This is a genomic window from Limnohabitans sp. DCL3 (assembly GCF_048019295.1).
Lineage (GTDB): Bacteria > Pseudomonadota > Gammaproteobacteria > Burkholderiales > Burkholderiaceae_C > Limnohabitans_A.
This window is the reverse complement of the sequence record NZ_CP171842.1, coordinates 1,121,865-1,134,851: the sequence shown is the minus strand read 5'-3', so window position 1 is coordinate 1,134,851 and position 12,987 is coordinate 1,121,865. Positions and strand designations below refer to the sequence as shown.

7 protein-coding genes are annotated in these 12,987 nt (G+C 62.4%); 4 read left to right on the top strand and 3 right to left on the bottom strand.

The window, feature by feature from the left end; all coding sequences use genetic code 11:
* Positions 1–31 precede the first annotated feature (31 nt).
* Both ACHEXK_RS05195 and xth read left to right on the top strand, forming a co-directional pair.
* Positions 32–562, top strand: coding sequence for a dihydrofolate reductase (locus ACHEXK_RS05195; RefSeq protein WP_416548298.1), 531 nt, complete (start codon positions 32–34; stop codon positions 560–562).
* Entirely contained in the window at positions 559–1,353 is a 795-nt protein-coding gene (xth, locus tag ACHEXK_RS05190; protein ID WP_416548297.1) for an exodeoxyribonuclease III, read from the top strand. The genes ACHEXK_RS05195 and xth overlap by 4 nt, the downstream gene beginning before the upstream one ends.
* Before the next feature lie 80 nt (positions 1,354–1,433).
* On the opposite strand, the gene ACHEXK_RS05185 is transcribed toward xth, so the two are convergent.
* Genes ACHEXK_RS05185 through ACHEXK_RS05175 form a run of 3 tightly spaced genes read right to left on the bottom strand, consistent with a single transcriptional unit; the run spans position 1,434 to position 6,559 of the window.
* Positions 1,434–2,435 carry an alpha-E domain-containing protein gene (locus ACHEXK_RS05185; protein ID WP_416548296.1) on the bottom strand — a complete coding sequence of 334 codons (1,002 nt, stop codon included), beginning with the start codon at positions 2,433–2,435 and terminating at the stop codon, positions 1,434–1,436.
* Positions 2,436–2,451: 16 nt separating this feature from the next.
* A complete protein-coding gene (locus ACHEXK_RS05180) occupies positions 2,452–3,903 on the bottom strand; it encodes a circularly permuted type 2 ATP-grasp protein (RefSeq protein WP_416548295.1) in 1,452 nt (483 codons plus the stop codon).
* Positions 3,904–3,955: 52 nt separating this feature from the next.
* Complete coding sequence (locus tag ACHEXK_RS05175) at positions 3,956–6,559, bottom strand: DNA internalization-related competence protein ComEC/Rec2 (RefSeq protein ID WP_416548870.1); 2,604 nt, start codon at positions 6,557–6,559, stop codon at positions 3,956–3,958.
* Positions 6,560–6,840: 281 nt separating this feature from the next.
* Between ACHEXK_RS05175 and ACHEXK_RS05170 the strand changes: the two genes are divergently transcribed.
* Together ACHEXK_RS05170 and ACHEXK_RS05165 are read left to right on the top strand one after the other, a co-directional pair.
* Positions 6,841–10,287, top strand: a complete 3,447-nt coding sequence (locus ACHEXK_RS05170) for a DUF2126 domain-containing protein (RefSeq protein ID WP_416548294.1) — start codon at positions 6,841–6,843, stop codon at positions 10,285–10,287.
* Positions 10,287–12,980, top strand: a complete 2,694-nt coding sequence (locus ACHEXK_RS05165) for a circularly permuted type 2 ATP-grasp protein (protein ID WP_416548293.1) — start codon at positions 10,287–10,289, stop codon at positions 12,978–12,980. The genes ACHEXK_RS05170 and ACHEXK_RS05165 overlap by 1 nt, the downstream gene beginning before the upstream one ends.
* The last annotated feature ends 7 nt before the right edge of the window (positions 12,981–12,987 follow it).

The window sequence follows — 12,987 nt, the reverse complement described above, 5'->3', positions numbered from 1 at the left end:
CAAATTGCTCAGGAGCGACGACAATACCGTCATGTCTGTTCCTGAGTTTTCACCTGCTTCCCCCCGCCTGCACCTGATCTACGCCCGCGCCCGCAATGGCACGATCGGCAAAGACAACCAGATGCCCTGGCATTTGCCCGAGGACTTGGCGCACTTCAAGCGCGTCACGCTGGGTCAGCCCGTCATCATGGGCCGCAAGACCTGGGATTCGCTGCCCGCGCGCTTTCGCCCATTGCCCGGTCGGCTCAACATCGTCATCACCCGCCAGGCCGATTGGCAAGCCGATGGCGCCTTGCGGGCACACTCGATTGAGGAAGCCATGCACCTGTGCGGTGCGGTGGCCGATGCCTGGATCATGGGCGGCGCGCAAATTTACCGCCAAGCCGAGCCACTGGCCAGCACGGCGGTCGTGACCGAAATCGACGCCGATTTTGATGGCGACGCTTGGGCACCAGCGCTGGGTGCAGCGTGGACCGAAATTCAACGCGAACCGCATGTGGGGGCTCAAGGACTGGCCTTCAGCTTTGTCACTTACCAACGCTACGGCGCACAGAACCCATGAAAATTGCCACCTGGAATGTCAACTCGCTGTCGGTGCGCCTGCCTCAGGTGCTGGACTGGTTGGCGGCACAAAAAGAGACGGGCGGCATCGACGTGCTGGCCTTGCAAGAGCTCAAACTGAGCGACGAGAAGTTTCCCATCGCCGCCTTTCAAGAAGCGGGTTACCAAGCGCAATGGTTTGGCCAAAAAACCTACAACGGTGTGGCCCTGATTTCGGTGGCCCAAGGCAGTGATGTGGTCAAAAACATCCCAGGCTTTGAAGACGACATGTCGCGCGTGATCGCCGCCACCTACCCCGATGGCCAAGGCGGCACAGTGCGTGTGGTGGGGGCCTATTTCCCCAACGGTCAGGCCCCGGACAGCGACAAATTTGTCTACAAAATGCGCTGGCTCGATGCCCTGCGCGATTGGGTGCAAAGCGAAATGACACGCCACCCGCAACTGGTGCTCACGGGGGACTTCAACATCACTTTCGACGAGCTCGACATGTGGGACCCGGTGGGCCTGAAGGACACCATCCATTGCACCGTGGCCGAGCGAGAAAAACTGCAAGCCTTGACCGAATTGGGCCTGGCCGACAGCTTCCGCCTGTTTGAGCAAGCCGAAAAAAGCTACAGCTGGTGGGATTACCGCGAGTTTGCGTTTCGCCGCAACCGCGGCCTGCGCATTGACCACATCTTGATCTCCTCAGCCCTGAAGGCCCGGGCATCGGCCTGCAGCATTGACCGTGGGCCGCGCAAGAACGAACGGCCCAGCGACCACGCCCCCGTGGTGCTGAGCTTGAACCCTTAAGCCCCGCACCTGCGGCCCAGCAGGGCCCATGCGGGTGTCGGTCATGGCGCTTTCGCTGCGCAGGTCTGGCGACGACCCGTTCAGATCGCCTGGGGCATCAAAAACTCTCGGCTGATGCGCCCGCCCAACACGTTCACCCGCTCCAAAAACTGGGTCAGGTAGGCGTGCAGGCCAGTCGCCAGAATTTCGTCAATGCGGCCAAAGGCCAACTCGGAGCGCAAGCGTCCGGCATGGCGCAAGGTGTCGCTCTCGCGGTCATGCGAGACCAAGGCCAGGTTGGACACGACTTCGTTCAGGCTGGCGTGCAAGGAGCGGGGCATGTCTGGGCGCAAGATCAACAACTCGGCCACGCGCTCGGGGCGAATCACATCCCGGTACACCTTGCGGTAGACCTCAAAGCCGCTCACGCTGCGCAAGATGGCGCTCCAGTGGTAGAAGTCGTATTCCTGCGCCACCTCGGCCAAGCGCTCGCCTTGGGCTTGGGCTTGGGCCGCGTCGTAATTCGGCGCCCCAAAAAAGTCGTTTTGCATGGCATGAAACTTCACGTCCACCAAGCGCGCTGTGTTGTCGGCCCGCTCCAAAAAAGTGCCCATGCGCATGAAGTACAAGGACTCGTCCATCAACATGGTGCCCACAGTGACTCCACGTGAGAGATGTGAGCGGAACTTGACCCACTCGAAAAACTGGCCCGGGTCGCGCTCGAACTCGCCGCTTTTGAGCATGCGGTTGACCTCCAGCCAAGTCTGGTTTTGTGTTTCCCACACCTCGGTGGTCAGTGTGCCGCGCACGGCACGGGCGTTTTCTCGCGCCGCGCGCAGGCATGAGAGGATGGACGATGGGTTGTTCTCGTTTTTGACCATGAAGGCCATCACATCGCGGGGCGTGATCGTTTTGTACAGTGCCAAGTAGGATGGCAAGAGCTCGCTGATGGACAAAATGCCCTCCCAGCCGGCTTCAACAGCTGCGGCAGACTGCGGCAAGAGCGAAGTTTCGTAGCTCACATTGAGCATGCGGGCCGTGTTTTCTGCCCGCTCCATGTAGCGGGACATCCAGAAAAGGTGGTCGGCGGTTCTTGAAAGCATGTGTGTTCTCCCCTTGTCAGTCCTGCAATATCCAGGTGTCCTTGGTGCCGCCGCCTTGGCTGCTGTTCACCACCAAAGAGCCTTCTTTGAGTGCCACGCGGGTCAGTCCGCCGGGCACCATCTGCACCGTGCGCCCGCTCAGCACAAAGGGACGCAGATCGATGTGGCGTGGCGCAATGCCACTGTCCACATACGTGGGGCACGTGGACAGGCTGAGCGTGGGCTGGGCAATGTAACCCTCGGGATTGGCCAGCAAGGCGCCGCGGAAGCGCTCGATTTCGGCCTGGGTTGAGGCCGGACCGACCAGCATGCCGTAGCCGCCGGCCCCATGCACCTCCTTGACCACCAAGTCTTTCAGGTGGGCCAGGGTGTACTGCAAATCGTCGGGCTTGCGGCACTGGTAAGTGGGCACGTTTTTGAGGATGGGCTCCTCGCCGAGATAAAACTTGATCATGTCGGGCACATAGGGGTAGATTGACTTGTCGTCGGCCACCCCTGTACCCACCGCGTTGCAAATTGCCACATGACCGGCTTTGTACGCGTCCATCAGGCCCGCACAACCCAGCGTGGAGGTGGGGCGGAAAACATGGGGGTCCAAAAAGTCGTCGTCCACCCGGCGGTAGATCACGTCCACCCGCTTGGGGCCGCGTGTGGTGCGCATGTAAACGAACTTGTCTTTGACGAACAAGTCTTGGCCTTCGACCAACTCCACGCCCATTTGCTGGGCCAAAAAGGCGTGTTCGAAATAGGCACTGTTGTACATGCCCGGCGTGAGCACCACCACCGTGGGTTCGGCGGTGGTGGCAGGGCTGCTGGCACGCAAGGTTTCCAGCAACAAATCGGGGTAATGGGCCACGGGAGCCACACGGTGCTGGCTGAACAATTCAGGAAAGAGCCGCATCATCATCTTGCGGTCTTCGAGCATGTAGCTCACCCCGCTGGGCACGCGCAGGTTGTCTTCCAGCACGTAGTACTCGCCTTGGCCCGCGCTGTTGGGGGCGCGCACGATGTCGATGCCGCTGATGTGTGAATAGATGTTGTTGGGCACATCCACCCCCACCATCTCAGGGCGAAATTGCGCGTTGTGCTCGATTTGCTCGCGCGGGATGATGCCCGCTTTGAGGATGTCTTGGTCGTGGTAAACATCGTGGATGAAACGGTTGAGGGCGGTGACGCGTTGCACCAGTCCGGCCTCCATGCGCTTCCATTCTTGGGCGGCGATCACGCGGGGGATCAGGTCAAAGGGGATCAGGCGTTCGGTGCCCGAGCCGTCTTCATCCTTGTCGCCGTAAACGGCAAAGGTGATGCCTACGCGGCGGAAAATCATCTCGGCCTCTTCGCGTCGGGCGGCCATGGACTGTGGGGCTTGACCCTGTAACCAGCGGGCGTAAGCCAAGTAGTGGTCTCGGACTTCTCCACCTTGGCCCGATGCGGGCAGGCGGCTGTACATTTCATCGAATTGGCGCATGGCACTTCTCTCCTGAAAAGGGTATTAGCAAGATATATACCCAAATCTGGATTCAGGGTGGCATGCGGTGGTGCCAATAGCGCTGGCGCAGTGTCCGCTCACACTGGACTTGGCCTGGCAAATGGCTGCGCCAGGTGGCGGCACCACACCGGGTGCTGTCCACCAGCCCGATGCCCAGCGTTTGGTAACGCGCCACGACCTCAGGTGCCGGGTGACCGTAGCGGTTGCGGTATCCGGCTTGCAACAAACCCCATCGGGGGCTGAGTGCCTGCAAAAAAGGGGGGCTGGACGACGTTTTGCTGCCGTGATGGGGCACCAACAACACATCCACCGGGCTCAGGCCAGCTTGCACCAGCGCCAGCTCTTGCGCGGCTTCAATGTCACCGGCCAACAAAGCCGCGCCCTGAAGGCCGCCTGTCCTGCCAAGGTCTTGACCGGCAATGCGCAAGACACAACTGACCTCATTGGGCTTGGGTATTTTGGACCGATTGTCTTGGGGGGGCTGCGGGTGCAGTACCTCAAAGCGTACACCGTCCCACTCCCAAACCTGCCCGGCCAGGCAGCGCGTCCAACCAGGCCGCAAGGCGTGCAAGGGGTGCGACTCTTCCAGCGATGACCACAGCGCCGCCTGCGCTTGCATGGCCAAGACCGCAGCCGCGCCTCCGGTGTGGTCGCTGTCCCGGTGACTGAGCACCAAGGTGTCAATGCGCTCACCCATTTGCGCCAGCAAGGGCACCAGCACCCGGTGCCCGGCGTCACTTTCAGCCGAGTACCGCGGGCCAGCGTCGTACAACAGGCTGTGGGTGGCGGTGCGCACCAGCACCGCATTGCCCTGCCCCACGTCTGCTGCCACCAGCTCAAAAGTACCGGGTGCAGGGCGCGGGTGCGTCCAGAACACGACAGGCCAAAGCAGGGGCAACACCAGCCATTTCCAGGCACTCGGCCAAGGCATCACCCACACCCCAGCCCCCATGAGCGCCAACACCGACAAGTACCCCGGCGGCATGGCCATGGACACGCTGGCCCAAGGCCAAGTCGCGAGCCAAGCCAGCACCGCAGCCATGGGCTGCAAGGCCCAAGAGGCCCAGTGCCACGCCTCGGGCCAGAGCACACCCAAGAGGGACAATGGCGTCACGACCAAGGTCACCCACGGTATGGCCATCAAATTGGCCAACAAGCCCACCACCGACACTTGTCCGAAAAACAAAAGCGTGAGGGGGGCCAAGGCCAAGGTGACCACCGCCTGTTCGCGCAACAAGGCCTTGGCATGTCGCCCCAAGAATGGTCCCCAAATAGGGCGCCAGCATGCACCCCAACGGTGCCGCCATCCAAAAAGCACCAGATCGGTGCGCGAGCGCCGCTCGGAATAAGCAGGTGCAGTCAGGGCCGCCCGGCCACCTCTGGACGTGGAGCCCGTGGCCATCAACACACCAACGGCCACAAAACTCAACCAAAACCCCGGCTGCAGCAAGGCCCAAGGGTCCCACGTCAGCACCACCGCACAGGCCGCCAACCAAACCAGTGCACCATGCCAATGACGCGCCCACAAGCGCAGCACCACCACCACCCCCAGCATGAGCCAGGTGCGTTGGGCGGGTACCCCCCAGCCACTGAACAGGGCGTACAGGCCCGCCATGACCAAGCCGGATACAGCACCCACTTGGGGGGCAGGCCAGCGCAAAGCCCCTTGAAAACCCCACAAGGCCGAACGCCGCCAGACCCAAGCCACGCCGCCTGTGGCCAGCCAAGCGAACAGCGTGACGTGCAAGCCCGAAATGCTCATGAGATGGGACACCCCCGTGGCCCTGAAAACATCCCAATCGCTGCGGTCAATCGCGGCTTGATCACCCATGACCAGGGCCGCCACAATGCCCGCCCGCTTGGCGTCATCGACACCGCTGCCCGCTGGCGACAATTGCGCCAACAAGCGCTCTCGCACCGCCTGACGCCCAGACTCGATCGGGTGTGCCCAGGTGCTGGCCAAACGCAGCGGCGGCGGGTCTGTGCGCCCCGTGCGCACATAGCCTATCGCGCCAATGCCCTGCTCCCACAGCCACAACTCGTAGTCAAAACCCCGTGGGTTCACATGGCCGTGCGGCGCTTTCAGGCGCACCCGCCAACGCCAACGCTCCCCAGCTTTGACCGGCTCGGGCAAGGCTGAGGTGTTCCAGCCGCTGTCGTGCCCACCGCCTTGTCCATACCAACCCAGATACACCTGAGACGGCAAGTCGGTGCCCAGGCGCACGGCCTGTGTCGCGCCTTGGGCGTCCCAGCGCCACGCTTGCTCGATGCGAAAGCGAAAGCGCCAGCCCACATCTTGCCGCTGGGGCATGGCCTGCACCACGCCCACCACCTCCAGGTCTTGCCCCTCAAGCGCTGGCGCAATGGTTGGCGCCCGAGACCAGGCATGCAAACCCGTGATGCCGAATGCGGCAGCGGCCCAGACCCCAGCCCACGCCCAAACAGGAATGCCCCCACCGGCCCTGCGCCATCGGCACCCGCGTCGGAGCAGCCAGGCGCCCGCCACCGTCCCCAGCAAAACGCCAACATAAGCGGCCATAGGCCATAAAGCGGCTTGTTGGAGTTGCAGCGCCACCCCCAGGCACCAAGCCAACAGGCCCCCAGGCAAGTGACGGGCCCAGGCCATGGCGATCATGCCCCGCCACGCGGCGCCAACACCCGCGCCCGATGCAGCCCCAGCGCCTTGCGCGTTCTGCCCGGACGCACGGCCCTGCCCCTCATTGCGCACCCGCATGGTTTCATGACAGCCTCCCTGAAATGGCTGGTTTTTTCTTGGCCTCTGGCGCTCTTGGAATTCCCATCAACGGTCCGGGCCCTTCAGGGTGGTGGCCGGTGAATCTTGGCGCGTGTCTTGCTAGTTGTAACTGCCCAAGCTGCATTTGTCATGCGTGCAGCCCCTGTTGCGTTGAACGAGATATGTCGATACACGTTGCCCTGCACCACGTCACCCATTACGAATACGACCGCCCCGTGCAGCTCGGCCCGCAAGTCATTCGCCTGCGCCCAGCCCCTCACAGCCGCAGCCGCATCCTGAGCTACAGCCTCCAAGTTGAACCCGCAGAGCACTTCATCAACTGGCAGCAGGACGCTTTTGCCAATTACCAGGCGCGCTTGGTGTTTCCCCAAAAGACCACCACATTCAAGGTCACGGTGGACGTGGTCACCGAAATGGCGGTGTTCAACCCCTTTGATTTCTTTTTGGAGCCCTCGGCCGAAGAGGTGCCCTTCAAGTACTCGGACACCGTGCAGGAAGAGCTGCAGTCCTACCTGGACAAGGACCACAAGACTCCGCTGTTCAAAAAATACCTGGCCAACTTGGACCGAAAGCGCCAGCGCACCATCGACTTTCTGGTGCAGATCAACCAGCGCCTACACCGGGACATCCGCTACACCATCCGCATGGAGCCGGGTGTGCAGACGCCGGAAGAAACGCTGCGCCTGAAAAGTGGGTCTTGCCGCGACTCGGCTTGGCTCTTGGTGCAGCTGTTTCGCCACATGAACATCGCGGCCCGCTTTGTCTCGGGTTATTTGATCCAACTGGCTCCGGACGTGAAATCGCTCGATGGCCCCAGCGGCACCGAAGTCGACTTCACCGACCTGCACGCTTGGTGCGAGGTGTATTTGCCCGGTGCAGGCTGGGTGGGGTTGGACCCGACTTCGGGGCTGCTGGCGGGGGAAGGCCACATCCCTTTGGCCTGTACCCCCCAACCATCGGCCGCTGCACCCATTGAAGGCCTGATGGACAAAGCCGAGGTCAAGTTCCACCACGAGATGAGCGTGACCCGCATCCATGAATCACCGCGTGTGACCAAACCCTACAGCGACGAGCAATGGGGCGAAGTGCTGCGACTGGGCAAAGCGGTGGACGCACAACTGCTGGCCGGTGATGTGCGCCTGACCATGGGCGGTGAACCCACTTTTGTCTCGACTTTGGACCGCGATGGCGCCGAATGGAACACCGATGCCTTGGGGCCCACCAAACGGGGCTTGGCCACCGAACTGGTGCACAAACTGCGCCAGCGATATGGCCAAGGCGGTTTTCTGCACTTTGGCCAAGGCAAGTGGTACCCGGGCGAGCAATTGCCGCGCTGGGCGCTGAGCATCTACTGGCGGGCTGATGGCCAGCCCTGCTGGCAAGATCCTGCGGTCTTTGCCGATGAACGCGAGCCCCGTGCTTACACCAGCACCGATGCCCTGCGCTTCATGCAAAACTTGACGGCCCGACTCGGACTGCCCGGCGATACCTTGCTGCCGGGCTACGAGGACACCTGGTATTACCTTTGGCGCGAGCGCCGTTTGCCGGTGAACGTGGACCCGTTTGACGCGCGCTTGGACGACGAGATGGAACGCAACCGCTTGCGCCGCATCTTCAGCCAGGGGCTGGATGCGGCAGTGGGCTATGTGCTGCCGCTGCAACCCATCGATCCGCCTGAGGGCAAAAGCCCAGAGCAGATCGGAACGCAGTGGCAAACCGGCCACTGGTTTGTGCGCGACGAGCGCATGTACCTCATGCCCGGCGACTCCCCGATGGGCTGGCGCTTGCCGCTGGACTCGCTGCCGTGGGCAGCGCCCACCGATCGCTGGAACCAGATGGCGTTGGATCCGTTTGCACCACGCACGGCTTTGCCCACAGCTTCTCAGGTCAGGCAGCAGCCCAAGCCCATCACGACAAGCCTTGAGGCCAGTGCCACCAGCCAGGCAGTGGCTGCGCAAAAAGCCCCGGCCAAGTTCCAGTCCGATCCCTCGGTGGTGCGCACTGCTTTGTGCGTCGAAGTGCGTGATCCGAACCGCGCCAACGGCCCCCAAGTGGAAGCCCAGGCCCAGGCCAAGGGTGAAAAGTCCGGAGCGTTGTACGTCTTCATGCCCCCGCTGACGCGGCTGGAAGACTACCTGGCACTGGTGAGCGAAGTCGAAGCCACAGCCCGCGAACTGGGGCTCCAAATCGTCATGGAAGGCTACCCGCCACCGCGCGACCCACGCCTGAAACTCTTGCAGGTCACGCCCGATCCCGGGGTGATCGAGGTCAACATCCACCCGGCCCACAACTGGACCGAGTTGGTCGAGCACACCGAATTTTTGTACCAAGCCGCCTTTGAGACGCGCCTGTCGGCCGAGAAGTTCATGACCGATGGCCGCCACACGGGCACCGGTGGCGGCAACCACATGGTGCTGGGGGGCGCCACCCCGGGCGACAGCCCGTTTTTGCGCCGCCCCGAATTGCTGGCCAGCCTCATCCTTTATTGGCACAACCACCCAAGTTTGAGCTACTTGTTCAGTGGCATGTTCATTGGCCCGACCAGCCAAGCCCCGCGCGTGGACGAGGCACGCAACGACCAAGTCTATGAGCTGGAAATTGCGCTGCGCGAGATCGTGCGCCATCGGCAAATCCATGGCCAAGACATGCCGCCCTGGGTGGTAGACCGCTCACTTCGAAACATCCTGATCGACGTGACCGGCAACACCCACCGCAGCGAATTTTGCATCGACAAGATGTTTTCGCCCGACAGCAGCACGGGGCGACTGGGCCTGCTGGAATTGCGTGCTTTTGAGATGCCGCCGCACGCACGCATGAGCATCGTGCAGCAGTTGTTGCTGCGTGCCCTCGTGGCCCGCTTTTGGGACGCGCCCTATGCTGCCCCAGCGACGCGCTGGGGCACCGAGTTGCACGACCGCTTCATGCTGCCTTACTGGATTCACAAAGACTTTGACGACGTGCTCACCGAATTGGGCGACGCGGGCTTTCGCTTTGACCCGAGTTGGTTCGCGCCGCATATCGAATTCCGTTTCCCCATGGTGGGACAAATTCAGGTCGATGGCGCTGTGGTCACCCTGCGCAATGCGCTCGAGCCCTGGCACGTCATGGGCGAGGAAAGCAGTGCTGCGGGTACGGCCCGCTATGTCGATTCATCGCTCGAGCGCATCGAGGTGCATGTGTCGGGCATGAACCCATCGCGCCACACCGTCACGGTCAATGGCCACCCTCTGCCCCTTCAGCCCACGGGCGTGGTGGGCGAGTACGTGGCCAGCGTGCGCTACAAAGCCTGGAACCCGCCGTCTTCACTGCACCCCAGCATCGGGGTGCATGCGCCGCTGACGGTGGACCTGGTGGACACTTGGATGAAGCGCGCTCTGGGCGGCTGTCAGTACCATGTGGTGCACCCCGGGGGCCGAAATTACGAAGGCTTCCCAGTCAACGCTTACGAAGCCGAAAGCCGACGCATGGCCCGGTTCTTCCGCATGGGTCATACGCCTGGCGCCATGAAACACCTGACCACATTGGCACCCAACGCCTTGTTGCACGCGAGCCCCGAATTTCCTTACACGCTCGATTTGCGGCGCATGGGATCAACGACAATGAACTGATGAATGAGCCTTCACCCCCTGTGACCGCAGCCCACCCAGGCCAAGACCTGGCGGGGTTGACCCTTCAGTATGAAGCAGCGCCGGCAGGTCATTGGGACGAACTGCGTGGCGATGCAACGCCTGTGCAGGCACAAGCCTCACGCCCTAAGGAGCGGGCGTTCAGCACCCCATGGCAACGTTTCCTGGAACCCTTGGACAAAGACCCCAAGGACCGCGAAGCGGACCTCAACAGCCGCATGCGCAATCTGCAGCGGCAAGTGCGTGACAACGGCATCACCTACAACGTGTATGCCGCTGCCGACCAGCCCCAGCGGCCTTGGTCACTTGATCTGTTTCCGCTCATGCTGGCCTCCAACGACTGGCAACAGATCGAGGCGGGCGTGATGCAGCGCATGCAGCTGCTCGAACGCATCATGGCCGATGCCTATGGGCCGCAACAATTGGTGCTGCAAGGCCAATTGCCCGCCGCCTTGGTGCAAGGCCACCCGGCTTATTTGCCAGCCATGCACGGCGTGGCACCTGTCGGTGGGCGTTATTTGTCCTTGGCCGCATTTGACTTGGCGCGAGGGCCTGATGGCCTGTGGTGGCTGCTCTCGCAGCGCACGCAAGCGCCCTCGGGCTTGGGGTATTTGATCGAAAACAGACAGATCGTGTCGCGCCAATTCCCGCAAGCCTTTGAGGCCATGCCCGTGGAGCGCCTGGCGCAGACTTACCGCACCTTGATCGATGGCATCAAAGCCCGAAGCCCAGCGGGTCCATCGGCGCACATTGCGCTGCTCACGCCGGGCCCCTACAACGAAACCTATTTTGAGCATGCCTACCTGGCCCGCTATTTGGGCCTGAGCTTGGTGCAGGGCAATGACCTGACGGTGCGCGATGAAAGGCTCTACCTCAAGACCCTGCAAGGCCTCAAACCTGTGCATGGTTTGCTCAAGCGCGTCGACGACGACTGGATCGACCCCCTGGAATTGCGCGCCGAATCCACCCTGGGCGTGCCGGGTTTGCTGCAAGCGGTGCGCTGCGGCAACGTGTTGGTGGCCAACACACCCGGTTCGGGCTTTTTGGAGTCCAACGCGCTGTTGGGCTTCATGCCGGCGTTGTCGCGACAACTGCTGGGGCAAGAGTTGCAGCTGCCCGCCATTCCCAGTTGGTGGTGCGGTGAGGCTGCAGCCCTGCACGATGTGTTGCCGCGCATCCAAAGCTGCGTGATCAAGCCCACCTACCCTTACAACACCGACCGCCAAAGTTTTGAACCGGTGCTGGGCCACAGCCTGTCACGACAAGCACAAAACGAATGGGCCGGCCGCATTTTGCGTGACCCCGACGCGCACACCTTGCAGACCTGGCTGCCCTTGTCACACCAACCCACTTGGCAAGTCTTGCCCGATGGGTCCTCCAGCATCCAGTCGCGCCCCGTGGTGTTGCGGGTCTTTGCCGTCACCGACGCACAAGGCGGCTGGCAGGTCTTGCCGGGGGGCCTCGCACGGCTGGGCACACGCGAAGGCATTGCGTCCATGCAGCGCGGTGGCAGCAGCGCCGATGTCTGGGTACAAAGTCCGGCGGCCAAGGTGACCAGGCACACGAACCCCAGCGCGCAACACGCCGGCGCATCGTCCCCTCACCAAGCCAGCACCATCCCAGCCGCCAGTGACGCCACAGCGCAACGCCAGCGCCTGGTGACGAGCCGCGCCGCAGAAAATTTGTTCTGGATGGGCCGCTACACCGAACGCACCGAGAACACCTTGCGCTTGGTGCGCTTGAGCCTTGAAATTCTCAGCGGAGAAAACCAAAACCTGCCCTGTTTGCTCCACTTCATCACCCGCATGGCCACGCGCCACGGTTTGGTGCGTGCCGGTGTCCCCGCCGCAGGCCAAGCCCACAGGGTGTTTGAGCGCTCGATGATGGCGGGCTTGTGGGACCAAGAACTGGCCACCAGCGTGGGCTTCAACTTGCGCTCGGTTCGGCTCGCAGCCGCTTCGGTGCGAGAGCGCCTCTCGCCCGAACACTGGCGTTTGCTGGAGCAAGCCGAAGCACGGTTTTTCGATCCCAGCCAAGACCCGCGCGACCCGACAAAACCCAGCGCAGGTTTGGACACCGTCACGGTCCAAAGACTGTTGGCCGACACCAGCCAAATGCTGGCGGCCCTCACAGGTGCACAAACCGACCGCATGAGCCGCGACGACGGCTGGCGCTTGCTCTCCATCGGTCGCCACCTGGAACGCTTGTCATTTTTGTCCGATGCCATGGACCAAGCCATTGGCTTGGGTCTGATCGGCGAACAAGCCGGCTTCGATGCCGTGCTCGAGCTGTTTGACAGCACCATCAGCTTCCATGCGCAACACCAACAAAGCCGTACACCACAAGCCCTGATGGACCTGCTGGTGACCGACCCGGACAACCCGCGCTCTCTGGGTTGGGTGGCGCACACCTTGCGTGGACGTTTGCGGCGCATGGGCACACTGGCCGATGGCGCCACCTTGGCTTTGGCCGACAAGGTGCCTCAATGGATCGGCATGACACCCGAGTCGCTCTGGCCATTGCCCACACCAAGCCCAAGCACCGACAGCTCTGGCCCCTTGCCTTTGCTGGCCACCCTGACCCATGGCCAAACAGCTGCCCGCGACGTGTCGGACCAGTTGTGCGGCTTGTTCTTCACGCACAGCGGTGAAGCCCGCTACAGCGTGAGTGCTTGAAAAAACC